This window comes from Luteibacter sp. (genome assembly GCF_036499525.1).
Taxonomy (GTDB): domain Bacteria; phylum Pseudomonadota; class Gammaproteobacteria; order Xanthomonadales; family Rhodanobacteraceae; genus Luteibacter.
This window is the reverse complement of the sequence record NZ_DASYDO010000069.1, coordinates 60,353-85,690: the sequence shown is the minus strand read 5'-3', so window position 1 is coordinate 85,690 and position 25,338 is coordinate 60,353. Positions and strand designations below refer to the sequence as shown.

Here is a 25,338-nt window from a genome sequence, read left to right as displayed (position 1 = left end):
GACGCCATGAACCGACACCTCACACCGGTACGCTTCGACGCCTCCCGCCACCAGCGTGGCGTGGTGCTCGTCGTCGCCCTGATCTTCCTGCTGCTGATCACGATGCTCGCGGTCAGCGCCTCGGGAACCTCGCTGCTGCAGCAGAAGCTCGCCGGCGGCTTGCGCAACGCGCAGCTTGCCGAGTGGAGCGCCGAGTCCGCCATCCGCGGCGTGGAATGGCGCCTGTGGCGTTCCAGCTCGAGCAACTCGGCACAGATCCAGTGCGGCAGCGGCGCGTACTCGAGCTGCTACCAGTACGATCCCGATGCACCGGCGACCTCCAAGGTACAAGTGTTCCGCAATTCGACCGGATGGGTGACGGACGGCGCGACGGAGTACGACGCCACGGACCTCACGAAGGCAAGCTCGGACAAGACGTTCGCGCTGGGCAGCAATCCCTACTACATCATCGAGGACCTCGGCCTCGACCTGCCGCAGAACTCGGGTCCGCAACACGAGTCTGGCGTGACCTCGTCCACGGGAACGGGCAACACCAGCACCGCCCGGCACCTGTACCGCATCACAGCGCGCGGCATGGGCAACAACCCCAATGCCATCCGCATCATCGAAACCACGTTTGCCGCGAAGGCCGAATGACCATGTCTGCGACATCAAAGCTCCACGGTTTCGGTTCCTTCATCGCGACGCTGGCGCTTTGCGGCCTGGCAGCGCCCATGGGGACGGCCTACGCGAATACGACCGATCTGGCCACGACCCCGCCGGACGTCGCGATCAGCGTCGCGCCCAACATCGCGGTGACGTTCGACGATTCGGGTTCGATGGGTTCGACGCACCTACCGGATGGGCTGGACTCGCTGGTCTCGAGCGGCAAGATAAAAACGCAGTATTACTTCTCATCAAACAGTAACTCGCAGTATTACAACCCTGCCATCACGTACCAGCCGCCGTTGCAGTCCGACGGAGTCACCCGCTTCCCGGACTCCAAGTACATGAACGCACCCAGAGACGGCATCTGCTATGCGGTGAATGGGTCCAACAGCGCCGCCGTGACGACCTGTGCGGGAAGGAACGACACTGACACCTTCCTCGTCGACCTGTCGTCGAACTTCCGCTCGGGTTTTGGCATGGCCACGAGCCCCACGCGTGCCGCGAGCCTTCCGGGTACCGCGAACATCGATACATCGATCGGCCCCAAGAACAGCAGCGCAGCGTTCTACTACAAGTGCCCGACGGTGAACAGCAATTCGAATTGCACTCTCTTCACAATAACGGATGCGGAGGAACAGAACTTTGCGAACTGGTACAGCTATTATCGTACCCGCAACCTCTCCTCGCGCAGCGCCATTGCAAATGTGTTCGCTACGTTGAAATCAAATATCCGCGTCGTCTGGCAGACCATCAACACAGGCACGAAGCTCGCGACGGGAACGACCAAGTTTCAGCCATTCGCGGGCGACTCGCGGTTGCAATTCTTCAGCTGGCTCTACGCGGTGGGCAACAATAGCGGTACCGAATCCCGTTCGAGAATCGACGCCGTTGGTAAGGTATTTTCCTACGGTAAGGGTGTTAAGGGTTCCACCAACCCCTATTGGGAGGTGGATCCAAGCGATTCGAGCAAGGGTTCCGAGCTGAGCTGTCGTCTGAACTATAGCCTGCTGGTGACGGACGGTTATTGGAATGGCTCGGCTAGCAATCTGACACCCACAGCCGACTACTCCCGCGGGAAGATCTCTTTGCCCGATGGGGTGACTTATCCGGGTACCGGCGGCAGTACTGCATCGAAGATCTTCTGGAATGTTCCCACATCGGGAATAACCACGATGGCGGATATCGCCCTCTACTATTGGGCCACCAACCTGCGTCCGGATTTCAAGAAAGCGGATGGAACCGCCAAGCTCGATGTGCCGCCGTCGATCACGGACTATACCGACGAGAACGGAAAAGCGGTGAAGTGGGATGGCACGGGCACCATGCCGGATTCGATCTATTTCAATCCTGCAAACGACGTTGCCACGTGGCCGCACGTGGTCCAGTATATGATTGCACTGGGCATCAGTGGCACGCTCAACTTCCCCGGCGACTATGCGCAACTCCGCGCCGGCACAAAGCAGTGGCCGAAGCCTTCGACCCAAGGCAACACAGTTCCCGAGAACCTGGACGACACGTGGCACGCGGCGATCAACAGCCGAGGCCAATACTTCAGCGCGCGCGATCCCGCTACGCTGTCGACTGCCCTGCAGACGCTCCTCAGCCGCATCCTCGGCCGCAATAGTTCGGGTGCCCCGGGTGCACTGAGCACCGCGGTGCTGACGGGCGATGGCGTGGTATACGAAACCGGATACAACAGCGCGAACTACAGCGGCTCGCTCAAGGCCAAGACCGTCGATGTCGACGGCAACGTCAGCACCAACGCCCTTTGGAGCGCGGGCGACTTGCTGGCGGCGCGCGCCAAGGCGGGCGATAGCCGTGTCATCATCACCAGTACGGCGGTGGGAGCAGGGAACGGCGCCGCCTTCACCAGCACGGGGGCGGGCACTGCTCTCACGGCCGCCGACCCGACCATCGACGCCAACATGATCGCTTACCTCCGGGGCGATACCTCCAACGAGGGCACGCTGTTCCGCGTGCGCGCCTCTACGCTGGGCGCGATCATCAATTCACAGGTCGCGTACGTCGGCGCCCCCACCGGTGGTTACAAGGACACGTTTCCGGCGGGCTCCGCCGAAATGGAGACCGAGAACGGAGCCCTGAAGTACAGCTACGAGAAATTCGTCAGCGACCATGCCAAGCGTGCGCCCACCGTCTATGTCGGTGCCAACGACGGCATGTTGCACGCATTCGACGCGACGCTGCCTTCGACCAAGTCCGACGAATTCGACCTGCCGCCAAATCCGGGCAAGGAGCGCTGGGCCTATGTGCCGTTCACCGTCTACGACAAGCTGAGCTACCTCACGCCGGTTTCGAATTTCACCTTCCGCCCGACGGTCGACGGCGCGCCCGTGACCAGGGACGTCTTCTTCCGTAACGGCGACAAGGGTTGGCATACGATCCTGGTTGGCGGACTCCGCCTGGGCGGCCGCGGCGTGTATGCGCTCGATGTCACCGAAGCATCCGCGTCCGAAGCGGATGCGAAAACGAAGGTCCTCTGGGAGTTCAACAACACCAGCACGGGTGGTGCGAACCTCGGATACACCTACGGTCGCCCGAATATCGGCCGACTGGCCAATGGTAAGTGGGTGGTGCTTGTTCCGTCGGGCTATTTCCCGTCGGATACGACGAGCAAGCCGTACGATAAGTACGCTTCCGACGACGCGGCAAAACGTACTCAGAGTTCGCTGTTCGTGCTGGATGCCCAAACCGGTGAGGTGATCAAAGAGCTGGTTACTCCGGATGGCGATACCAGCTATGGCTTGTCCACTCCCGTCATCGGCGACTACGAAAACGACCAGGTGGACGACGTCGCCTTCGCGGGCGACCTCGTGGGCAATCTCTGGCGCTTCGATCTCTCCGACGCGGACCCCGCCAATTGGAAGGTGAAGCTTCTCTACAAACCGAACGGCGACGGGACCGATGGCAATCCGGCTCCGGAAGACCAGCCGATCACAGTCATGCCCCGCCTGTTCCCGGACCCGACGTCCTCCCGTTTCATGGTGGTCTTCGGCACCGGCAAGTACCTTAGCGTGACCGACAATACCGCCACGGACGCGACCAAGGTGCAGTCGGTCTACGGCATCCGCGATCGGGGTCCGGACAGTGTCACCGTGGCAGGGCGCTCTACGCTGATCCCGCAGCTCCTGTCGGAGTCGGGTGACGCGCGCGGGCTGACCCAGCGGCCGGTCCCAGCCACTTCCGAGGAGGGAGACACCATCGACGGCTGGTACATCGACCTGAAGACCGGGTCGGGCGCGTCGCAAACCAACAAGGGCGAGCGCGTGGTAGTCGATGCCACGGCCCTCTTCGATAGCGGCCGCGCGATCATCACGAGCCTCATTCCAGGGAACGACGATCCCTGCAATCCGGTTCGCCGCGGCGCCATCCTCGTGATCGATGCGGCCACCGGTGGCGCGGCCAGCGGCGTGGATGTCGGGTCGGGCAGTTTCGGTAGCGGAACCGTCGCGGCGGGTATCCGGGTGGAGAACGTGCCGATTTCGGGATCGTTGCCCGCAGCCACCTCCATTGGCGGCGGCAGGATCGTCTTGCCTGGACTTATCATCAACAGCGATGGTGGCGGTGGCGGTGGTGGCGAAGGCGGCAACTCGTTCGGCATCGACGACGCAGTCTGGCGCCGCCGCTCCTGGCGGGAGCTCAACAATGGCCTGTAACAGGGGGAGCGTGCCGATGCGTCGGTTCCGATTGCCGGAGAAGGGTTTCACCCTGATCGAGTTGATGATCGTGGTCACCGTGATCGCGGTGCTCGTGATGATCGCCTTGCCTTCCTACACAAAGTACACGTTCCGCGCGCGTCGCGGCGAAGGGCAGGAGCTGCTGCTTCGCCTCGCCAATGCGCAGGAGCGTTACTACGCCACATACAACAAGTACGCGCAGGATCCGGTGACAGACCTGAAGTTCGCTTCGGACGTGAGCGCTGGCGGCTATTACAAGATCAAGCTCGAGCAACTCGACGGTACGACGTTCGCGACGGGTTACATTGCCACCGCCCAGGCGGCCGGCAGCCAGAAGGGCGACAGCTGCGGCGACCTGACATTGGATTCGCGCGGCAATAAGTCGCAGTCCGGGTTGAACACGGCCAACGGCCGTTGCTGGTGACGCGGCGATGACTATCCGGAAGAACAAGGGCTTCACGATCCTCGAGCTGATCGTCACGGTGACCGTGCTGGCCGTGCTCATGGCCATCGCCGTGCCGACCTTCCGTGGGACGATGCGCCGGGCCCACCTCAGCGACAGCGTCAATACGCTGGTGGGCGACCTCCAGTTTGCGCGCTCCGAGGCGGCGATGCGCCACAAGTTCGTCTCGGTGTGCCGCAGCATCGATGGCAAGGAATGCGCGAACGACGGGTCGAATTACGACGTCGGTTACATCATCTACGCTTACGACGCCACGGCGGACGGCCCCAATCAGACCTACGATGCCAGCGATTCGACGCACGAGTTGCTGCGGACCACACCTATTACCTCGGACGTATCCATCCAGGCGACGGACGGCGACGTGCTGACCTTCGGGCAGACCGGTCTCCCGGCTACCAACGGCACGCGGACGGCCATGGAGTTCGTTTTCTGCTCCCGCCAGGCCGGAAAGACGAAGGATCCGGGCGAGAACAACAGCGAATCTCCGGGCTCGCGGGTGGCACTGGGAGTCTCCGGCTCGCTGATCAATACGAAGCTGACCAGTTCCGCGAGTTGCCTGTCGGCGGGGTAGTCCCGGGTGATTGACCTGCCTCGGGCAAGCCCTTAAAATGCCCAGCTCGATGGGCGGTTAGCTCAGCGGTAGAGCACTGCCTTCACACGGCAGGTGTCACAAGTTCGATCCTTGTACCGCCCACCATCGATTTCGAAAACCCGGCCTCGCGCCGGGTTTTTTCTTTGAGTCGCGGCAAGGTCTTTTCCGGTGCTAAGCCGCCATCAAGGGGCCAGCCCCTTAGAATGGGCCGCCTCGCACGCCCCGGACACCGCCATGCATGAAGCCCTAGCCGATTTCCACCTGCTGACCCTCACCCCCTGGAAGATCATCGGTCTTCTCGGCACCTTGCTCTTCACGGCGCGCTGGTTCGTCCAGTTCTACGCCACGAAGAAGAACAAGAAGGTCACGGTGCCCATGTCCTTCTGGTACCTGTCGGTCAGCGGCAGCGTGCTGACCCTGGCCTACTTCATCTGGGGCAAGAACGACTCGGTAGGCATCATCCAGACGGCCTTCCCGATGCTGGTGTCGTTCTACAACGTCTTCGCGCACCTGAAGCACAAGGACAGGCAGGAGACGGTCAAGCCTGGCGGCCCCGAGGATTGAGCCCATCCGTAGGAGCGCGCTCTGCGCGCGACATGTTTTCGCCCCGGTCGGCAAGCTGGCGCGCCAGTTCCCGGTTTCGGCCTCAAAACATGTCGCGCGCAGGGCGCGCTCCTACAGTCAATCCGGGTCGTAGTCCAGGTACGGTGCCAGCCAGCGCTCGGCTTCCGTGCGGTCCCAGCCCTTGCGCTTCGCATAGTCCTCGACCTGCTCGCGGGTCAGGCGGCCCACGACGAAGTACTGGCTGTCGGGGTGGGAGAAATACCAGCCCGAGACCGCCGCCGTGGGATACATCGCGAAGCTGTCGGTGAGTTCGATGCCGGTGTGCCCGGTCGCCTGCAACAGGTTGAACAACGTGCGCTTTTCCGAATGCTCGGGGCAGGCGGGATAGCCGGGGGCAGGGCGGATGCCGCGGTAGGCCTCGGCGATCAGCGCATCGTTATCCAGCGCCTCATCCGGCTCGTATCCCCAGAACTCCTTGCGCACCCGCTCGTGCATGCGCTCCGCGAAGGCCTCGGCCAGGCGGTCGGCCAGTGCTTTCAGCAGGATCGCGGAATAGTCGTCGTGCACGGCCTCGAAGCGGGCCACGTGCGCGTCGATGCCGATGCCCGAGGTCACGGCGAAGCCGCCGATCCAGTCCTCGACGCCACTGTCGCGCGGCGCCACGAAATCGGCGAGGCAGAAGTCCGGACGCTCCACGGGCTTGTCCGCCTGCTGGCGCAGGTGGTGCAAGGTGGCGACAGGTTTGCGCTTGCCCGTACCCGCCTCGGCATAGACCTCGATGTCATCGCCGTGCTGGGCCGCCGGCCAGAACCCGACCACGCCACGGGCGGTGAGCCACTTCCCGGCGATCAGCGTGTCGAGCATCGCCTGCGCGTCTGCAAACAGTTCGCTCGCCTGAGCACCGACGACGTCGTCGGTGAGGATCGCCGGAAATTTCCCGGCAAGTTCCCAGGCGTTGAAGAACGGCGACCAGTCGATGTATCTGCGCAGCTCCGCCAGGTCGTAATCGTCGAACACGGTGATGCCGGGGTTGCGCGGCGTGGGCGGCCGGTATCCCTGCCAGTCGCCGTTGTAACGCTGCGAGCGAGCCTTCGCCAGCGGAACCAGCTGCTTGCCGGCGCCGCGGTTCCGATGGCGCTCACGCACTTCCGTGTACTCGGCCTTCACTTTCGCCATGAACCCGTCGACAAGGTCCTTGCTGACCAGCGACTGCGCCACGCCGACGGCGCGCGAGGCGTCCTTCACCCACACCGTCGGTGACTTGTAATGCGGCTCGATACGTAGCGCGGTATGCGCGCGCGACGTGGTCGCACCGCCGATCATCAACGGCACATGGAAATCCTGGCGCTGCATCTCGCGCGCGACCTGGCTCATTTCTTCAAGCGACGGCGTGATGAGGCCGGAGAGGCCGATGATGTCGGCGTTCTCGGCACGCGCCGTGTCGAGGATCTTCTGCGTCGGCACCATCACGCCCAGGTCGATCACCTCGAAGTTGTTGCACTGGAGCACCACGCCGACGATGTTCTTGCCGATGTCGTGCACGTCGCCCTTGACCGTGGCGAGCACGATCTTGCCGTTGTTCCTGCCCGCGTCGCCCGAGATGCGCTTCTCTTCCTCGATGAACGGAATGAGGTGGGCCACGGCCTTCTTCATCACGCGAGCGGACTTCACCACCTGGGGCAGGAACATCTTGCCGGCGCCGAACAGGTCGCCGACCACGTTCATGCCTGCCATGAGCGGGCCCTCGATCACGTCCAGCGGCCGGCGGGTCGCCAGGCGGGCTTCCTCAGTGTCCTCCACCACGAACTGGTCGATGCCATGGACAAGGGCGTGGCTGAGGCGGTCGACAACGGGCTTGTCACGCCAGGCCGCGGTCTCCACGGCTGCCTCGGCCTTGCCACCCTTGTATCGCTCGGCGACGTCGAGCAGGCGCTCGGTGGCGTCGGAACGGCGGTTGAGCACCACGTCCTTGACACGCTCGCGCAGATCCTCCGGCAGGTCGTCGTAGATGGCCAGCGCGCCGGCGTTGACGATACCCATGTCCATGCCGGCCGCGATCGCGTGGTAGAGGAACACCGAATGGATGGCCTCACGGACGGGGTTGTTGCCGCGAAACGAGAACGAAACGTTGGAAACGCCGCCGGACACGTGGGACGAGGGGAAGCGCTTCTTAAGCTCGCGCGTGGCTTCGATGAAGTCCACGGCGTAGTTGTTGTGTTCCTCGATGCCCGTGGCGATGGCGAAGATGTTGGGGTCGAAGATGATGTCTTCCGGCGGAAAGCCGAGTTCGTTCACCAGGAGTTCGTGGGCGCGCGAACAGATCTCGACCTTGCGCTCCTTCGTATCCGCCTGGCCGGCCTCGTCGAAGGCCATGACCACCACGGCGGCGCCGTACTGGCGGACGCGCCGAGCGTGTTCCAGGAAAGCGGCTTCTCCTTCCTTCATCGAGATGGAATTGACGATGCCCTTGCCCTGCATGCAGCGCAGTCCGGCCTCGATCACGCTCCACTTGGAGGAGTCGACCATGATCGGCACCCGCGCGATGTCGGGCTCGGACGAGATCAGGTTGATGAAGCGGGCCATCGCCGCCTCGGAGTCGATCAGGCCCTCGTCCATGTTGATGTCGATGATCTGCGCGCCGTTCTCTACCTGCTGGCGAGCGACATCCACCGCTTCCTCGTAGCGGCCTTCCTTGATCAGCTTGCGGAACTGGGCGGAGCCGGTGACGTTGGTCCGCTCGCCGACGTTGATGAAGTTGAGGTCCGGCGTGAGGACCAGCGGTTCGAGGCCGGAGAGGCGCGTGTATCGGATGCTCATGCGGCTTGCGCGGTGTCCCTGTAAGTGCGCGGCGCGTACGGCGCCACGGCGGCGGCGATCGCCGCGATATGGGCGGGCGTGGTGCCACAACACCCGCCCACGATATTGATGAGGCCATCGGCCGCGAAGCCGCGAATGGTCTCGGCCATGCTTTCCGGCGTCTCGTCGTACTCGCCGAAGGCGTTGGGCAGGCCCGCATTCGGGTGTGTGCTAACGGCGCTGCCCGCGATGCGCGCCAGCATCTGCACGTGCGGGCGCAGGTCTTCGGCGCCGAGCGCGCAATTCAAACCCACGGACAGTGGCTGGATGTGTTCGACCGAGTAGAAGAATGCCTCGGCGGTCTGTCCCGAGAGCGTGCGTCCGGAGCGATCGGTGATCGTGCCCGAGATCATCACCGGCACGCGCGCGCCAAGCTCGTGGAAAAGCTCGCTCAAGGCGAACAGCGCGGCCTTCGCGTTAAGCGTGTCGAAGATGGTTTCGACCATGATCGTGTCGGCGCCGCCTTCGATGAGGGCGCGGGCGGACTCGATATAGTTTGTCTTCAGTTCCTCGAAGGAGACATTGCGAAAGCCCGGGTCGTTCACGTCGGGCGAGATCGACGCCGTGCGGCTGGTCGGACCGAGCACGCCGATGACGAAACGCGGCCTGTCGGGTGTGCGTGCGGTCATCGCATCGCAGGCTTCGCGCGCGATGCGGGCGCCTTCACGGTTCAGTTCGGGCACGAGGTGCCCAAGGTGGTAATCCGCCTGGCTTACGCGCGTGGCGTTGAAGGTATTCGTTTCGACGAAGTCCGCGCCGGCCTCCAGATAGGCGGTGTGCACCCCGCGGATGATCTCCGGCTGGCTGAGCAGGAGCAGGTCGTTGTTGCCTTTCAGGTCGCACTCGCCCGGATGGTCGTGGCCATGGTCATGCGTGCTGTCGTGACCGCCGGCGAAGCGCTCCCCGCGATAACCGGACTCGTCGAGCCTGTGGCCCTGGAGCATGGTGCCCATGCCACCGTCGAGGATCATGATGCGCTCGGCGAGACCCTTCTGGATGAGGGCGACACGATCAGGGTGAAGCCAGGGAAGTTGGCTCATGGGGCATCCTCTACGAAAGGCTTGCGTGCAAGCAGGCTGATGACTTCGAAATGCGGAGCGCGGCGCTCGCGACTCAGGCGATCGCAACTCACCACGTCGAGCCCGGCGTTCCTGGCCATGTCCGTGAGGCCGGCGCAGCTGAAGCCGAGGTTGCGGTGGTCGAAGGGCTCCACGACGGCGCGGTGGTCGTGTTCGCCGAGGGTCGACGCGAGCACGCGGCCACCGGGTTTCAGCACGCGCGCGACTTCGCCGAACACTTTCTGCGGATCCGTCGCGTAGGTGAGGGCGTGCAGGAGGAGGACAAGGTCGAACTGATGGTCGCGAAGGTCCAGCGCATGCATATCACCGGTGCGGACCTCGACGTTGGCAAAGCCGGAGAGGCGCTGGCGCGCCGCGTCGACCACGCGGTCCGAGCTGTCGATGCAGACGATGGAGTGCGCATGCGGGGCAAGCAGCTCGGCGGTGACACCGTCGCCGGAAGCAATGTCCAGCACGTCGCCGGTGGCGAGCAGCTGGAGCAGCGAACGGGCGAGGGTTTCCCAGGTGCGGCCCGGCGAATAATGGCGTTCCATGTCGCCCGCGACAGTGTCGGCCCACCCTTCGGCGCGTGCGCGCTGGGCGAGCACGGCGGGCAGGCGCTCGGCGTCCTCGCGAAGCAGGGCGTCGCTCAAGGTGTCGCGCAGGGAGGCAACCAGGGCGGCGAGCGTGGGATCGGCTTCGGCGTTGGCCCGATAATAGGCGGATACGCCCGCGCGGCGGTCGCGCACCAGCTCAGCTTCCTTGAGTTTGGCAAGGTGGGTGGACACGCGCGGCTGGGCCAGGTGCAGCACGGCGGCCAGTTCCGCCACGGTCAGTTCCTCGCGATCGAGCAGGGCGAGGAGGCGGACGCGGGTGGGATCGGCCAGGAGCCGGAGCGCCGTGGAGGCCGTCGACAGGTCCATCCAACATCCTTATATCGCGATATAGAGATACGCAGGATGCGGCCCGCGCGTGCGCCCGTCAAGCCGGGATGTTGCAGTGCACGGCGGCAAGGCGTCGAAAGGCCGTTAAAATGGTGGGCTTGTTTCCACCCCACCCCACGATTGCCGCCCGTCAGGCCGGCGAGAGGAACACCCCATGGATTTCCGCTTTACCGACGACCAGCTGTCGATCCAGTCCATCGCCCGTGATTTCGCGCAGAAGCGCATCGCCCCTGTGGCCGCCGAATTCGACGCCAGGGGCGAATTTCCGCTGGAGAACATCCGCGAAATGGGCCAGCTGGGCCTGATGGGCATCGAAGTGCCGGAAGAATACGGCGGTGCGGGCATGGACCCGGTGGCCTACGTGCTGGCGATGGTGGAAATCGCGGCGGCCGACGCAGCCACGTCGACGATCATGTCGGTGAACAATTCGCTGTTCTGCAACGGCATCCTGAAAAATGGCTCGGAAGAGCAGAAGCAGAAGTACGTGCGTGCCATCGCCTCGGGCGACGCCATCGGCGCCTACGCGCTCACCGAGCCGCAGTCGGGCTCGGACGCCTCGAACATGCACACCCGCGCGGTGAAGAACGCCGACGGCGACTGGGTCATCAACGGCAAGAAGAGCTGGATCACCTCGGGCCCGGTGGCGCGTTACATCGTGCTGTTCGCGGTCACCACGCCGGGGATCGGCGCGCGTGGGGTGTCGGCCTTCGTCATCGACACCCGTCGTGACGGCTTCCTGGCCGGCAAGACGGAGCCGAAGCTCGGCATCCGCGCCTCGGCCACCTGCGAGATCGAGTTCCACGATTACGTCTGCCCGAAGGAAGACCTGCTGGGCGAGGAAGGCAAGGGCTTCTCCATCGCGATGGGCGTGCTGGACGCCGGCCGCATCGGCATCGCGTCGCAGGCCGTGGGCATCGCCCGCGCGGCCTATGAAGCCACGCTGCAGTGGTCCCGCGACCGCAAGGCCTTCGGCCAGCCGATCGGCACCTTCCAGATGACCCAGGCCAAGATCGCCGACATGAAGTGCAAGCTGGACGCGGCCCTGCTGCTGACGCTGCGCGCGGCATGGACGAAGGGCCAGGTCGAGAAGACTGGTGGCCGTTTCGGCACCGAGGCCTCGATGGCCAAGCTGGTGGCGTCGGAAGCGGCGATGTGGATCACCCACCAGGCGGTGCAGATCCACGGCGGCATGGGCTACTCGAAGGAAATGCCGCTGGAGCGCTATTTCCGCGACGCGAAGATCACGGAAATCTACGAGGGCACCAGCGAGATCCAGCGCCTGGTCATCGCCCGCGCGGAGACCGGCCTGCGCTGATGCGCTAAGCTCCCCAGCGACACAGGCCGCCCGTGCCATGAGGCGCCGTGAAATCTTTCCCAGGGTCAAAGAAGAAGCCCGGCTTTCGCCGGGCTTCTGTCGTTACGGGCGGTCGGTACCCCGTCGCGGGTCCGAGTCGAAGGCTGGCACGTCGCCGACGTTCGGTGCGTGGGGGCCGACGTTCGTCGACGGGTTGCCGCCGTGCGGATCGCCGCCGCCGTGCGGCCCATGGCCGCCGCCGTCCGGACGATCGTCGGGACCATGGCCCTGGCGGATGGTTTGCGACACCTCGTCCAGCTTGTCGCCCAGCATGCGGCGCACCGACACGTAGAACACCGGGATCAGCAGAAGGCCCAGGAAAGTGGCGAACAGCATGCCGCCGATGACGCCGGTACCGATCGCATGCCGGGAGTTCGCACCCGCGCCGGTGGAGATCGCCAGCGGGAACACGCCGAGGATGAAGGCCATCGAGGTCATCAGGATCGGACGCAGTCGCAGACGGGCCGCTTCGACCACGCCGTCGCGGAGCGTCGTGCCCCTCTGTTGCTGCTCCACCGCGAATTCCACGATCAGGATCGCGTTCTTCGCCGCAAGGCCGATGACGGTGATCATGCCGATCTTGAAATAGATATCGTTCGGCAAGCCACGCAGCATCGAGAACACCACCGTGCCCAGGATACCCAGCGGCACCACCAGCAGCACCGAGACCGGAATCGACCAGCTCTCGTACAGGGCGGCAAGGCAGAGGAACACGATGACCACCGACAAGGCCAGCAGCATCGTCGACGAGTTGCCCGAGAGGATTTCCTGATACGACTGGCCGGTCCAGTCGTAACCGAAGCCCTTGGGCAGCTTGTCGTTGACGATGCCTTCCACGATCTTCATGGCTTGGCCGGTGGAATAGCCCGGCGCCTGGTTACCGACAATTTCCACCGCGGAGTAGCCGTTGTAGCGGTTGAGCGTCGGCGCCGCCATCATCCACTTCGAGTCCACCACGGTGGACAGCGGAATCATGGCATTGTCGACCGACGACGTGGTGCTGGCGACGTTCGAGCCATCCGTCGAGGTATCCGGCGATGCGGCGGCGAGTATGCTCGGCGTGAAGATGTGCGAGAACGCATCCGTGCCCATGCGGTAGGGCGCATCGGCCTGCAGCATCACGCGTTTCACGCGCCCCTCGTAGGAGAAGTCGTTGACATACACCGGTGCCAGCGTGAGCTGGATGGCGGTGTAGATGTCGCTGACCGAGAGGCCCATCGTCTGTGCCTGGGTACGATCCACGTGCAGCTGCAGCAGCGGTGCGTCTTCCAGCGTGTTCGGACGCACACCCACCAGCGCGCTGTTCTGCGCGGCGGCACCCAGCAGCATGTTGCGGGCGGCGGTCAGGTCAGGACGGCTCTGGCCGGCACGAGCCTGCAGGTACATGTCGATACCGCCGAACTGCGACAGGCCACGGATCGTCGGCAGGTTGACGACGAAAATCGTGGCATCGCGCACGGCCTGCATCTTGCCGTTCGCCTGCTGGATGAACTGCGTGGCAGTGAGCTCGCGGTCGCCCCAGTCCTTCAGGCGGATGAAGGTCATGCCCACGTTCTCGCCCTGGCCCACGAAGCTGAAGCCGGAGATCTGGAACATGCCGTCCACCGACGCATCCTTCATGAGGATCGCGCGCTGTTCGGCCATCACCTTCTTGGTGCGGGCAAGGCTGGACCCCGGGGGCAACTGCACGATGGCCAGCGCGTAACCCTGGTCCTCGTCCGGCACGAAGCTGGTCGGCAGGCGGACGAAGAGGAAGCCGCAGACGACCGCGATCAGGACGAAGATCACCATCCAGCGCGGCGCGTGGCGCACCGCACTGCCGACATGCCCGGAGTAGGTATGCGTGACCCAGTCGAACAGCTGGTTGAACTTGCGATAGACGATGTTCTTCTTCTTCTCGGCGGGTTCGTGCCGGAGGATCGTCGCGCACAGCGCCGGAGTGAACGACAGGGCGAGGAAGGCCGAGAAGCCCATCGACACCGCGATCGTCAGCGCGAACTGCTTGTAGATGATGCCCGAGGCGCCCGGCTGCAGTGCCGAAGGGACGAACACGGCCGCCAGCACCACGGTGATCGCGATGACGGCGCCGGTGATCTGGCCCATCGCCTTTCGCGTGGCTTCCTTCGGCGACAGTCCTTCCTCGGACATGATGCGTTCGACGTTCTCGATCACCACGATGGCGTCGTCCACGACGATGCCGATCGCGAGCACCATGCCGAACAGGGTCAGCTGGTTGACCGTGAAGCCCAGTGGCGACAGGCCCAGGAAGGTGCCAAGCAGGGCCACCGGGATGACCAGGGTCGGGATGATCGTGGCGCGGAAGTTCTGCAGGAACAGCAGCATCACGAGGAAGACGAGGATGACCGCCTCCACGAGGGTATGGACCACTTCCTCGATGGAGATGGTCACGAACTTCGTCGTGTCGTACGGGGCGAACCAGGTCACGCCGTCCGGGAAGCTCCTGGCCAGCTCGTCCATCTTCGCGCGCACGGCATTCGCCACGTCCAGCGCGTTCGCGCCGGGCAGCAGCTGCACGCCGAACGAACCGGTGGCCGTGCCATTCCACTGCGCATTGAAGCCGTAGCTCTGCGGGCCAAGCTCAACGCGGGCGACATCCTTCAGGCGTACCACGGTGCCGTCGTTGTTCGCGCGCAGGATGATCTCGGAAAACTGCTCAGGCGTGGTGAAGCGGCCCTCCGCGGAGACCGTGGCACTGAAGCCCTGGCCGTTCACGGCCGGATCCGTACCGATGGAGCCCGCGGCGAACTGCACGTTCTGCGTGCTGAGGGCGCTACGCAGGTCGGTGGCGGACAGACCGTAGCCGCGCAGCTTGTCCGGGTTCAGCCAGACGCGCATGGCGTACTCGGCACCCAGCTGTCGGGTGCTGCCGACGCCAGGAATGCGGGCGATCTGGTCGAGCACCTGCGACGACACGATGTCGGTCAGGCGGTCGCCGTCGATCGCCGGATTCGACGATGTCAGCGCGATGAACATCAGGAAGTCGGGGTTGGACTTGGCCACCACGACGCCCTGCTGGGTCACTTCCGAGGGCAGGCGCGGTGTTGCCAGCGCCACCTTGTTCTGCACCTGCACCTGGGCGATGTCCGGGTCGGTACCGGACTCGAAGGTCAGCGTTACCTGGGCGTTGCCGCTGGAGCTGGAGGAGGACGAGAAGTAGAGCAGGTGATCGATACCTGTCAGCTGCTGCTCGATGACCTGCGTCACGGTTTTCTCGGTGGTATCCGCGCTCGCGCCCGGATAGGTCGCCGAGACGACGACCTGCGGCGGGGCGATGTTCGGATACGACTCGATACCCATGTTGAGCAGGGCGATCGTGCCGCATAGGCTGATCAGGATCGCCACCACCCAGGCGAAGATGGGGCGGTCGATGAAGAAACTCGGCATGACGAAACTCCCTTACTGCTTGCCGGCGGGGGCGGCCGTGGGGCCACCCGCCACCGCGCCAGCAGGAGCGGCCTGGGCGGGGGACGCCTTCACGGGCGCGTTCTCCCGCGCCTTCGGCAGGCCCTGGACGATGATCTGGTCACCCGGCTTGAGGCCGCTCGTGACCACCCAGTTGGCGCCGCTGAGGCGATCGGCCTTGATCGGACGGCGAATGGCGGCGGATGGCACGGTCGTGTCGGCACCGGTCTGCGGGTTCTTGGCGTGGCCCTCGCCGACGACCATCACGTAGGCGTCGTTGGCGTCGCGCAGCACGGCGGCCTGCGGCACAAGATAGACGTTGTGCAGGTCGCCCAGGGTGGCCTTGACGGTCACGAACTGGCCGGGGAGCAGGCGCTCGCCCGGATTGTCGAGCAACGCGCGCAGGTTCACCGTGCCGGTCTGCGGATTCACCGTGGCCGAGGAGAAATCGAGCGTGCCTTCCTCGCCGAAGTCGGTGCCGTCCGGCAGCTGGATGCGCACGGTGGCCTTGTCCGTCGGCGACAGCGTGGCCGCACCGGCCGCGGCGGCGCGGCGCATCGCGTCGAGGTCAGACACCGACACGCTGAAGTTCACGTAGAGCTTGTCGATCTGGTCGACGCGGGTGAGCAGGGTGGTGTCGCCCTGGCCCACTAGCGCGCCTTCGGTGACCTGTTGCTGGCCGGCGCGGCCGTCGATCGGCGAAACCACGTCGGTGAAGCCGAGGTTGATCCGTGCCGATTCGGCATTCGCCTGGGCCTGCTTGACCGCCGCGTTCGCCGTGCGCTCGTTGGCCTCGGCGGTGTCGAGGTCCTGGCGGGACACGTAGTTCTTGCCGATCAGGCCGCGCGCGCGATCCGCCTGCGACTTGGCGTTGACGGCCGTGGCGCGGGTGGAGGCGAGGTTGGCCAGCTGGGCATCCAGCTCGGCCTTGAGCGGCTGCGGATCGATCTGGAACAGCTTCTGGCCCGCCTTCACGTCCGTACCTTCCCCGTACAGCCGATGCAGCAGGATGCCGGGCACGCGGGCACGCACGTCGGCCGTGCGATAGGCGGAGAGGCGGCCGACCTGGTCCTGGACGAGCGGCGCATCCTGGGGCTGGACCGTGATGACACCGACTTCCGGCGGAGGCGGCTGCTGTGGAGCTTCCTGCTTATGGCAGGCGGCAAGCGCCGCGGCGAGGCCGAAGGCCAGCAGGGTCGAGCGCAAGGGCAGGGGATTCATGAGAACTTCGTTCCTTTTCCAGGTTTCTTGTTCGATCGCGCTACCGCACCGGGATGATGCCGCTCGCATGCGTGGATACGGTTACCGCGTGCCTAGCCACCCGTCCCGTGCGTTTCGGCCTCTCGCGTGCACTTACAGGACGCCCGTGACGCTGCCGATACCCAGCGCCATCGTGGCTTGATTCAACACGTAAGTATACCGTCCAGTTTAGAATCTCAGGCTGCCCAGCGTCAACGGGGCGTTTACACATTCGCACGCGAATTGCTGCGATGCACACATCCTTGCTATCCGTTAGTGCCGACTCAATTTCACGACGCGCCGACGGCCATGCGGCATCGCAGTGAAAAAACGCCAACGAACGACGCCTGCCGGTGTGGCTACATGACGCCGGTGGGAGCTATGCTTTCACGGATTTCCGTCCTCCCCACATCGATAATCCGCCCATGAATGCGATTCGCGCTGCCGAAAACGGCCCATTCCACGCCGTTGTCTTCGATGAACTGAAAAAGCTCGACTACCCCGCGGAGCGCCTCAACGAGGCGCGCTTTTTTATCGAGGCCTTCTTCGAGCGGATCGCCCCCGCCGACTGCGCGCTGCACGCGCCGGAGCGTTGGGCCGCGCTGATCGCAGACCTGCTCGTCTTCGCGCGTGAGCGGACGCCGGGCAGGGCCAAGGTGCGGGTGTACAACCCCGGCGTCTCCGGTACCCGCGCGGTGGTGGAAGTCGTGACCGACGACATGCCGTTCCTCGTGGACACGGTATCCATGGTCGCCGCGGCGCACGCGGAGATCCACGCGACTATCCACCCGGTGGTGCCGGTGGTGCGCTCGGCGTCCGGCGTGCTCGAGTCGATAGGCGCGGGCGAGAAGACCGAGTCGGTCATGCGCTTCGAAATCGATCGCATCGACGAGACCGAACTCGAGACGCTGCAAGCAAATGTCGAGGCCGCGCTGGCCGACGTGCGCGAGGCCGTGGGCGACTGGCGCGCGATGCGCGACAAGATGGTCGAGGTCGCCGACGAACTCGGCAAGCGCTCGCTGCCCTACACGGCCGAGGAGGTGAGCGAAGCCACCGAGTTCCTGCGTTGGGTGGCGGACGATCACTTCACTTTCATGGGCTACCGCGAATACGAAGTGGCCGCCGACGCGGGCGACCAGGTGCTGAAGGCCGTGGAAGGGTCCGGCCTTGGCATCCTGCGCGGTGCCGAGCGCTCGGTGGCGCCGCGTTCGCTGCGCACCCTGGTGGCCAGCGAATTGCCGCGCTCGGGTGCCACCGATGCCATCATCCTTACCAAGACCAATGCCCGTTCGCCGATCCATCGCCCGGGCTACATGGATTACGTGGGCGTGCTCAAGTTCGACGCACAGGGCCGCCCGAGCGCCGAGCAGCGCTTCCTCGGCCTGTTCTCCTCGAATGCCTACATGGCCCATCCGCAGCACGTGCCGTTGGTGCGCGACAAGTGCGAGGCGGTGATGAAGCGCTCGGGCCTGAAGCGCGACTCACATTCGGGCAAGGCCCTGCGCCACATACTCGATACGTTGCCGCGCGACGAGCTGTTCCAGTGCAGCACCGACGAACTCTTCGCGCTCTCCATGGGCCTCCTTGAGCTGGCCCAGCGCACGCGCAGCCGCCTGTTCATCCGCCGCGACAGTTACGGCCGGTTCTTCTCCTGCCTGGTTTACATCCCGCGCGATCGCTTCAACACCAGCGTGCGCGAGCGTGTGGAGAACGTTCTGCGCGACGCCTTCCATGGCGAGCACCTCGATTCCGCCGTGCTGATGGGCGAGGCCGCCCTGGTCCGCCTGCACGTGGTGGTACGCCCACGCATCGGCGACCACCCGGTCTACGACGCGGCCGCCATCGAGGCGAAGATCGTGTCGATCGCGCGCAATTGGTACGACGATCTGCGCGACCGCCTGATCGAACTGGCCGGCGAACAGCAAGGCATCATCCTCGCCAACCGCTACGGCAAGTCGCTTCCGGCCGGCTACGTGGACGAGGTGTCGCCCGAGGTCGCCGCCGCCGACGTGAGGGCGCTGGCCGGCCTGGACGGCCCCGACGCCATCAGCATGTCGTTCTACCATCCGCCGCATCGTCCGGAGGAACTGCGCTTCAAGGTCTACCGTTCCGGCTCCGACATTGCGCTTTCCGAGGTGATGCCGCAGCTCGAGAACCTCGGCCTCCGTGTGCTCACCGAGCACATGTACGCGGTGAAGCTCGGCGAGGGCCGCCTGTTCGTACAGGACTTCGAGGTGCAGCCGGTGGGCCGCCTCGTGTTCGAGGTGAAGCAGGTCGGCGCGATCTTCGAAGACGCGTTCGAGCACATCTGGCGCGGCAGCGCGGAGAACGACGGCTTCAACCGCCTCGTCCTCGGTGCGAAGCTCGGCTGGCGCCAGGTCGCGGTGCTGCGCAGCTACTGCAAGTACCTGCTGCAGACCGGCGTGGCGTTCTCGCAGGCGTACATGGAAGACGCGCTGAATCGCTATCCCGCCATCGCCGGCCTCATCATCGAATTGTTCAACGCACGCTTCGACCCGCGCCGCGAGAGCCTCGACGGAGCCGAGCGCGAGCGCGCGGAGAGCATGCTTTCGCACGAGATGCACGCGCTCATGGACGCGGAGGTACTCGCCGCGCATCCGGGCCTCATCGGCAACCTCGTGTCCGCGCTCGGCCTTCCGCGCTCCGAACAGGTCACCGCGGTGGAGGAGGCGATCAACGCGCTCCTGGACAACGTGTCCAGCCTCGATGAAGACCGCATCCTGCGCAGCTTCATCGCGCTGGTGTACGCCACCTTGCGCACGAACTTCTTCCAGGCCTGGGACGGCGCGTTCCGCCCGTACCTCAGCTTCAAGTTCGATTCGCACCGCGTGCCGGACCTGGCCAAGCCGGTGCCGTTCCGTGAGATATTCGTCTGCGCGCCCCGCGTCGAGGGCATCCACCTTCGCTTCGGTTCCGTGGCCCGTGGCGGCCTGCGCTGGTCTGATCGACGCGAGGATTTCCGTACGGAAGTGCTGGGTCTCGTGAAGGCGCAGATGGTGAAGAACACCGTCATCGTCCCGGTCGGTTCGAAGGGCGGCTTCTTCGTGAAGCGCCCGCCGGTGGGCGGCGACCGCGACGCACAGCTGGCCGAAGGCATCGCCTGCTACCGCATGTTCATCAATGGCCTGCTCGACATCACCGACAACCTCGTGGAAGGCAAGGTGGTGGCGCCGCACGACGTGGTTCGCCATGACGAGGACGATCCGTACCTCGTGGTCGCGGCGGACAAGGGCACGGCCACGTTCTCCGATATCGCCAATGCCATCTCCACCGAGCACGGCTTCTGGCTCGACGATGCCTTCGCCTCCGGCGGCTCCTACGGTTACGACCACAAGGGCATGGGCATCACCGCCAAGGGTGCCTGGGAGTCGGTGAAGCGCCACTTCCGCGCGATGGGCCGCGATTCACAGACGCAGGACTTCACCGTCGTGGGCGTGGGCGACATGTCCGGCGATGTGTTCGGCAACGGCATGCTGCTCTCCGGGCACATCCGCCTGCTGGCCGCCTTCGACCATCGCCATGTGTTCCTCGATCCGAACCCGGATGCGGCGACGTCGTTCGCGGAACGCCAGCGCATGTTCGCGCTGCCGCGCTCCTCGTGGGACGACTACGACAAGTCGCTGATCTCGGCCGGTGGTGGCGTGTATCCGCGCAGCGCCAAGTCGATTCCGGTGTCGCCTGAAGTGCGCGCCGCGCTCGCTATCCGCGCCGACGTCGCCCACGTGGCGCCGAGCGATCTGCTTTCGGCGATCCTGAAGGCCCCGGTGGACCTGCTGTGGAACGGCGGTATCGGCACTTACGTGAAGGCCACCAGCGAGACGCATGCCGATGCCGGCGATCGCGCCAACAACGCGCTGCGCGTAAATGGCAACGAGTTGCGCTGCAAGGTGGTGGGCGAGGGTGGCAACCTCGGCATGACCCAGAAGGGCCGTATCGAGGCCGGCCAGGCCGGCGTGCTGCTGAACACCGACTTCATCGACAATTCCGCGGGCGTGGACACCTCCGACCACGAGGTGAACATCAAGATCCTGCTCAACGACGCGGTGCAGCGCGGCGAGCTCAGCTTCGAAGGCCGCAACCGCCAGCTGGCGGAGATGACCGACGAAGTGGCGCGCCTCGTGCTGTGGGACAACTACCGGCAGAACCAGGCCATCACGATGATGGAGCACCAGTCGGTGCGCCGCCTGGGCTCCATGGCCCACTTCATCGGTACGCTGGAAGCCGAGGGCCTGCTCGATCGCCAGGTGGAGTCGCTGCCGACGGCCGCCGAACTGTCCGAGCGGAAGCAGCGCGGCCAGGGCATGACCCGTCCGGAACTGTCGGTGCTGCTCTCCTACGACAAGATCCGGCTGTTCCAGCAGCTGCTGGAATCGGACGTGCCGGAAGATCCGTACCTGTCGCGCGAACTGGTGCGCTACTTCCCCGTGCCGCTGCACGAGAAGTACGCCGGGCACATGCAACGCCATCGCCTGAAGCGCGAGATCATCGCCACGGCGGTGACCAACTCGACGATCAACCGCATGGGCGCCACCTTCATGATGCGCATGCAGGAGGATACAGGCCACGGTCCGGCGTCCATCGCCAAGGCCTACACGGCAGCGCGCGAGATCCTGGATGCCCGCGACCTATGGGCCGAGATCGAGGCGCTGGACGGCACGGTGGCCGAGGACACGCAGATCGACGCGATCCTGCAGATCTGGTCGCTGCTGCGCCACCTTACCCGCTGGCTGCTCAACCGTCCGGGCGGTTCGCTGGATATCGCAGCCAACGTGGACCGTTACGCCAGCGAAGTCACCGCGCTGCGCGAGGCGCTGCCTGATGCGCTCACCGACACGGGCCGCGGCGACTTTGCCGCCAGCCAGGAAAAGTGGGAAGGACTGGGCGCGCCGAACACGCTGTCCGTCCGCCTCGCCCGCATTCCGGTGTTGCGCTCTGCGCTCGACATGGTTGAAGTGTCGAAGCAGAGCGGCAAGGGCATCGCCACCGTCGCCACGGTGTTCTATGAACTGGGCGAGGCGCTCGATCTGGACTGGCTCCGCGGCCAGATCGAAGCCCTCCCGGTGGAAGGCGCATGGCACGCGCAGGCCCGGGGTTCGTTGCTGGACGAGCTCAACGCCCAGCACCGCGCCCTTGCCCTGCAAGTGCTCAGCGTCGCGGGCGACCGCACCGACATCAGCCCGGTCAAGGCCTGGCTGGATCGGGATGACGCCACGCTGAAGTACACCCGCGCCATGCTTGCGGAAATCCTCACCCAGAACGCGGACTACCCGATCGCTTCGGTCGCCGTCCGCCGCCTGGCCCAGTTGGCGCAGATTCCGGTCTGAGGAATACGGCAGGCGGAAGATCCGCCTGCCCGGTCCCGTAGGAGCGCGCCCTGCGCGCGACAGCTTTTGAGGCCGTGCCCTGGAGTTGGCGCGCTAGCTTCAGGACTGAGGCGAAAAGCTGTCGCGCGCAGGGCGCGCTCCTACAACTGGCCTATCCGGCGCACCGCCTTAGGGACTAAGCTCCCGGTTGGACCCGGATGCCCCATTCCCCATGCGCCTAGCCTTCGTCGCCAGCGAAACCGAAGTTGCCCAACGCGCCCGTGCCGCCCTGATCAAGCGCTACGACGGCTTTGAGCCTGGCGAGGCCGACATCATCGTGTCGCTGGGTGGCGACGGCTTCATGCTGCGCACCCTGCATGCGCACAGGACCCTCGGTGTGCCGTTCTACGGCATGAAGCTCGGGCGTCTCGGTTTCCTCATGAACCAGCATGACGTGGACCATCTTCCCGAGCGTATCGAGAAGGCGCATCCGGCCGTGCTGCATCCGCTGGAAATGCACTGCATCTGCTGCGATGGCGTGGAGCATCGTGCGCTTGCGTTCAATGAAGTGGCGCTGTTGCGCCAAAGCAACCAGGCGGCTCACCTGCAGGTCCGCCTCAACGGCGAGGTAAAGCTCGACGAACTGGTCTGCGATGGCATCCTCGTCTGCACACCTGCCGGTTCCACCGCCTATAACCTGTCCGCGCACGGCCCCATCCTGCCGCTGGACGCCAACGTTCTGGCACTCACGCCGATCAGCCCGTTCCGCCCGAGGCGCTGGCGCGGCGCCATCCTTCCGCATGCGACGAAGGTGGGCTTCGACACGAAAGACCCGAACAAGCGGCCGATCAGCGCCACCGCGGACTTCCACGAAGTGCGCGACGTCCGCACCGTCGAGATCAGGCAGTCGCGGCGTAATGCCGTTCGTCTGCTGTTCGACCCCGAGCACAACCTGCAGCAACGCATCCTTGACGAGCAGTTCGCCCCATGAACGATCCCGACCATAGCCGCGCGAAGGGTTCCGGTGAGGCCCGGACCGTCCCCGAAGACGGTACCGACGCGACGCAGGGTGCGCACGCGTCGTCGTCCGTGAGCGACAACCGGCTCGTGGTCGCCATTTCTTCGCGCGCGCTGTTCGACATGGGCGACAGCCACGGGCTGTTCGAGCGCGAAGGCCTCGACGCCTACCGCGCCTATCAGATCGAGCATGAAAACGATCTGCTGGAGCCGGGTGTGGCGTTTCCACTGGTACAGAAGCTGCTCGGGCTGAACGCGTTGTCGGGCGATGTGCCGGCCGTGGAGGTGATACTGCTGTCGCGTAACTCGGGCGACACGGGTCTGCGCATCTTCAATGCGATCCAGCACTACAAACTGGGCATCTCGCGCGCTGCGTTCACCAGTGGCGCGCCCACATCCGATTACATCGCCCCGTTCCGTGCCGATCTTTTCCTTTCCGCCAACGCCGAGGACGTGGGCCGCGCGCTGCGCGCCGGCGTGGCGGCGGCCACGATCCTGCCGTCCACCGCACCACAGCGGTCCAGCGAGCAACTCCGCATCGCCTTTGACGGCGACGCCGTGATCTTCGGCGACGAAGGCGAGCGGGTGTCGAAAGAGCAGGGCCTCGACGCCTTCCACCGCAACGAGTCGGAACGCTGGGCCGAGCCTTTGTCGGGTGGGCCATTCCGCGGCTTCCTGGCCGCGCTGCACCGGTTGCAGGCGGCGTTCCCCGCCGAGACGTCGCCCATTCGCACGGCACTGGTCACGGCCCGTTCCGCGCCGGCGCACAAGCGCGTGATCCTCACGCTGCGCCGCTGGGGCGTGCGCATCGACGAGGCGCTGTTCCTTGGTGGCCGCGACAAGGGTCCGTTCCTGGATGCCTTCGGCGCGGACATCTTCTTCGACGATTCCCCGGCCAACGTCGAATCGGCCCGCAAGCACGTGGCCACCGGCCACGTCCCCCACGGCGTCTCGAATCCCTGATCGCCGCACCTCCGCGACGTCACGAAGATTCCCGACACACCACGGCCCTCGAACCTGTAGGAGCGCGCCCTGCGCGCGACATGTTTTGAGGCCATGACCCGGAGCTGGCGCGCCGGCCCGGGGACCGGCGCGAAAAGATGTCGCGCGCAGGGCGCGCTCCTACGAAAGGCCCATGGCCAGGCGATCAAGAAGCCCATGGCCAGGCGATCAAGAAGCTCATGGCCAGGCGATCAAGAAGCTCATGGCCGACGATCAAGAAGTCCATGGGTCAAACGATATTGGTCCACCGCCACCACTGGGTCTTCTTCTCCTCGCGCACGAAGGTGAAGAGCCCCGCCCCTAGGATCATCGCGATGCCGATCAGCATCGGCCAGTCCAGGTGGTCGTGGAACAGCAGGTAGCCGAACAGGATCGCCCATAGCATCTGGCTGTACTGCGTGGGCGCGACCCGGTTGGCCGGCGCATGTTGCGTCGCCAGCATCAGCAGCACGGCACCGGCCGCGGCGAACAGCCCGTAGCCCAGCAGCAGGAGCCACTGGTGCGCGTCGGGCCAGGCGAAGTGCGGCAGCATCATGATGAAGCCCGCCACCATCGGACCGACAACCCCCGCGCCGTACAGGGTGATGCGCTTCTCCGTGGCCCCGGCCATGCGCAGCGCGACGATCGACAAGGCGCCGGCAAGGCCACACACGATGGCGGCCCCATGCCCGGTGCCGAGATGGCGGAAGCCGGGGCGCAACACCACCAGCACGCCCAGGAAGCCGACGATCACGGCCGACCAGCGCCGCCAGCCCACATGCTCGCGCAGGAACACCACAGAGAGGATGGTTACGAAGATCGGCAGCAGGAAGATCAGTGAAAAGGCTTCGGCCATCGGCAGGGCGGTGAAGGCCATGACCGCGGTCACGTTACCGATAGCGCCCGCCACGGCCCGCAGGAGCCAGAGTCCGGGTAGTTTCGACACCACCGCTTCGCTCCACCGATCCCCGGGCTTCTTCAGGAACGGCAGGGCCGCCATGGCCAGGACCGCCCCGAAGAAGACCGCCTCATAGGCCGGCAGGCTGCCTTCGAGCGACTTCACGAAGGCATCGCTCCACGCATAGGCGGCGTAGCAGGCGAAACCCAGGAATACGCCTTTGAACATGGGAGGGATCCGGCGGTGGGGAGGGTCCATTATGGGACCGCCCGGTGACATGGA

At 65.2% G+C, this 25,338-nt stretch carries 15 protein-coding genes and 1 tRNA gene; 10 read left to right on the top strand and 6 right to left on the bottom strand.

The features are described 5' to 3' along the window. Positions 1 to 6: 6 nt before the first annotated feature. From VGM71_RS14330 to VGM71_RS14305, 6 genes are all read left to right on the top strand, one after another. The gene (locus tag VGM71_RS14330) at positions 7 to 636 is read left to right on the top strand and encodes a pilus assembly PilX family protein (RefSeq protein WP_331546315.1); all 630 of its coding nucleotides are present in this window, start codon (positions 7 to 9) and stop codon (positions 634 to 636) included. Positions 637 to 638: 2 nt separating this feature from the next. Continuing rightward, positions 639 to 4,322: a pilus assembly protein gene (locus VGM71_RS14325; RefSeq protein ID WP_331546313.1), complete on the top strand. Its 3,684-nt coding sequence runs from the start codon at positions 639 to 641 to the stop codon at positions 4,320 to 4,322. Between the two features lie 16 nt (positions 4,323 to 4,338). Then, positions 4,339 to 4,767 (top strand): type IV pilin protein, encoded by a 429-nt coding sequence (locus VGM71_RS14320; protein ID WP_331546311.1) that lies wholly within the window; start codon positions 4,339 to 4,341, stop codon positions 4,765 to 4,767. A gap of 7 nt (positions 4,768 to 4,774) precedes the next feature. Beyond that, the gene (locus VGM71_RS14315; RefSeq protein WP_331546309.1) at positions 4,775 to 5,377 is read left to right on the top strand and encodes a GspH/FimT family pseudopilin; all 603 of its coding nucleotides are present in this window, start codon (positions 4,775 to 4,777) and stop codon (positions 5,375 to 5,377) included. A gap of 51 nt (positions 5,378 to 5,428) precedes the next feature. Further along, positions 5,429 to 5,503, top strand: a tRNA-Val gene (locus VGM71_RS14310). A gap of 129 nt (positions 5,504 to 5,632) precedes the next feature. After that, positions 5,633 to 5,962, top strand: a complete 330-nt coding sequence (locus VGM71_RS14305; protein WP_331546307.1) for a lipid-A-disaccharide synthase N-terminal domain-containing protein — start codon at positions 5,633 to 5,635, stop codon at positions 5,960 to 5,962. Positions 5,963 to 6,079: 117 nt separating this feature from the next. Here the strand turns inward: VGM71_RS14305 and metH are convergent, their stop codons facing one another. The 3 genes from metH to VGM71_RS14290 are packed head-to-tail and all read right to left on the bottom strand — an operon-like array spanning position 6,080 to position 10,799. Next, positions 6,080 to 8,779, bottom strand: coding sequence for a methionine synthase (gene metH, locus VGM71_RS14300; RefSeq protein WP_331546305.1), 2,700 nt, complete (start codon positions 8,777 to 8,779; stop codon positions 6,080 to 6,082). After that, on the bottom strand, positions 8,776 to 9,858 hold the full coding sequence (locus VGM71_RS14295; protein WP_331546303.1) for a homocysteine S-methyltransferase family protein: 1,083 nt from the start codon (positions 9,856 to 9,858) through the stop codon (positions 8,776 to 8,778). The genes metH and VGM71_RS14295 overlap by 4 nt, the downstream gene beginning before the upstream one ends. Then, positions 9,855 to 10,799: a metalloregulator ArsR/SmtB family transcription factor gene (locus tag VGM71_RS14290; RefSeq protein ID WP_331546301.1), complete on the bottom strand. Its 945-nt coding sequence runs from the start codon at positions 10,797 to 10,799 to the stop codon at positions 9,855 to 9,857. Before VGM71_RS14290 ends, VGM71_RS14295 begins: the two co-directional genes overlap by 4 nt. Positions 10,800 to 10,974: 175 nt before the next feature. Here VGM71_RS14290 and VGM71_RS14285 point away from each other — a divergent pair, with 175 nt between their 5' ends. Next, positions 10,975 to 12,135 carry an acyl-CoA dehydrogenase family protein gene (locus VGM71_RS14285; RefSeq protein ID WP_331546299.1) on the top strand — a complete coding sequence of 387 codons (1,161 nt, stop codon included), beginning with the start codon at positions 10,975 to 10,977 and terminating at the stop codon, positions 12,133 to 12,135. 102 nt (positions 12,136 to 12,237) lie between these two features. Here the strand turns inward: VGM71_RS14285 and VGM71_RS14280 are convergent, their stop codons facing one another. After that, positions 12,238 to 15,579: a multidrug efflux RND transporter permease subunit gene (locus VGM71_RS14280; RefSeq protein ID WP_414675140.1), complete on the bottom strand. Its 3,342-nt coding sequence runs from the start codon at positions 15,577 to 15,579 to the stop codon at positions 12,238 to 12,240. A 12-nt stretch (positions 15,580 to 15,591) separates the two neighbouring features. Continuing rightward, positions 15,592 to 16,818 (bottom strand): efflux RND transporter periplasmic adaptor subunit, encoded by a 1,227-nt coding sequence (locus VGM71_RS14275; RefSeq protein ID WP_331546297.1) that lies wholly within the window; start codon positions 16,816 to 16,818, stop codon positions 15,592 to 15,594. A 443-nt stretch (positions 16,819 to 17,261) separates the two neighbouring features. Here VGM71_RS14275 and VGM71_RS14270 point away from each other — a divergent pair, with 443 nt between their 5' ends. The 3 genes from VGM71_RS14270 (at position 17,262) to VGM71_RS14260 (ending at position 24,140) form a co-directional block, all read left to right on the top strand. Beyond that, positions 17,262 to 22,181 (top strand): NAD-glutamate dehydrogenase, encoded by a 4,920-nt coding sequence (locus VGM71_RS14270; RefSeq protein WP_331546295.1) that lies wholly within the window; start codon positions 17,262 to 17,264, stop codon positions 22,179 to 22,181. A gap of 211 nt (positions 22,182 to 22,392) precedes the next feature. Further along, positions 22,393 to 23,151 (top strand): NAD kinase, encoded by a 759-nt coding sequence (locus VGM71_RS14265; protein WP_331546293.1) that lies wholly within the window; start codon positions 22,393 to 22,395, stop codon positions 23,149 to 23,151. Continuing rightward, on the top strand, positions 23,148 to 24,140 hold the full coding sequence (locus tag VGM71_RS14260) for a 5'-nucleotidase (RefSeq protein ID WP_331546291.1): 993 nt from the start codon (positions 23,148 to 23,150) through the stop codon (positions 24,138 to 24,140). Before VGM71_RS14265 ends, VGM71_RS14260 begins: the two co-directional genes overlap by 4 nt. Positions 24,141 to 24,408: 268 nt before the next feature. On the opposite strand, the gene VGM71_RS14255 is transcribed toward VGM71_RS14260, so the two are convergent. Next, positions 24,409 to 25,284 carry a DMT family transporter gene (locus VGM71_RS14255; RefSeq protein ID WP_331546289.1) on the bottom strand — a complete coding sequence of 292 codons (876 nt, stop codon included), beginning with the start codon at positions 25,282 to 25,284 and terminating at the stop codon, positions 24,409 to 24,411. Positions 25,285 to 25,338: the final 54 nt, after the last annotated feature.

Coding starts and splice junctions, on each gene's coding strand:
- VGM71_RS14320 (WP_331546311.1), top strand. CDS start 4,339: ATGCGTCGGTTCCGATTGCCGGAGAAGGGTTTCACCCTGATCGAGTTG.
- VGM71_RS14305 (WP_331546307.1), top strand. CDS start 5,633: ATGCATGAAGCCCTAGCCGATTTCCACCTGCTGACCCTCACCCCCTGG.
- VGM71_RS14315 (WP_331546309.1), top strand. CDS start 4,775: ATGACTATCCGGAAGAACAAGGGCTTCACGATCCTCGAGCTGATCGTC.
- metH (WP_331546305.1), bottom strand. CDS start 8,779: ATGAGCATCCGATACACGCGCCTCTCCGGCCTCGAACCGCTGGTCCTC.
- VGM71_RS14330 (WP_331546315.1), top strand. CDS start 7: ATGAACCGACACCTCACACCGGTACGCTTCGACGCCTCCCGCCACCAG.
- VGM71_RS14255 (WP_331546289.1), bottom strand. CDS start 25,284: ATGTTCAAAGGCGTATTCCTGGGTTTCGCCTGCTACGCCGCCTATGCG.
- VGM71_RS14290 (WP_331546301.1), bottom strand. CDS start 10,799: ATGGACCTGTCGACGGCCTCCACGGCGCTCCGGCTCCTGGCCGATCCC.
- VGM71_RS14325 (WP_331546313.1), top strand. CDS start 639: ATGTCTGCGACATCAAAGCTCCACGGTTTCGGTTCCTTCATCGCGACG.
- VGM71_RS14280 (WP_414675140.1), bottom strand. CDS start 15,579: ATGCCGAGTTTCTTCATCGACCGCCCCATCTTCGCCTGGGTGGTGGCG.
- VGM71_RS14265 (WP_331546293.1), top strand. CDS start 22,393: ATGCGCCTAGCCTTCGTCGCCAGCGAAACCGAAGTTGCCCAACGCGCC.
- VGM71_RS14260 (WP_331546291.1), top strand. CDS start 23,148: ATGAACGATCCCGACCATAGCCGCGCGAAGGGTTCCGGTGAGGCCCGG.
- VGM71_RS14275 (WP_331546297.1), bottom strand. CDS start 16,818: ATGAATCCCCTGCCCTTGCGCTCGACCCTGCTGGCCTTCGGCCTCGCC.
- VGM71_RS14285 (WP_331546299.1), top strand. CDS start 10,975: ATGGATTTCCGCTTTACCGACGACCAGCTGTCGATCCAGTCCATCGCC.
- VGM71_RS14295 (WP_331546303.1), bottom strand. CDS start 9,858: ATGAGCCAACTTCCCTGGCTTCACCCTGATCGTGTCGCCCTCATCCAG.
- VGM71_RS14270 (WP_331546295.1), top strand. CDS start 17,262: ATGAATGCGATTCGCGCTGCCGAAAACGGCCCATTCCACGCCGTTGTC.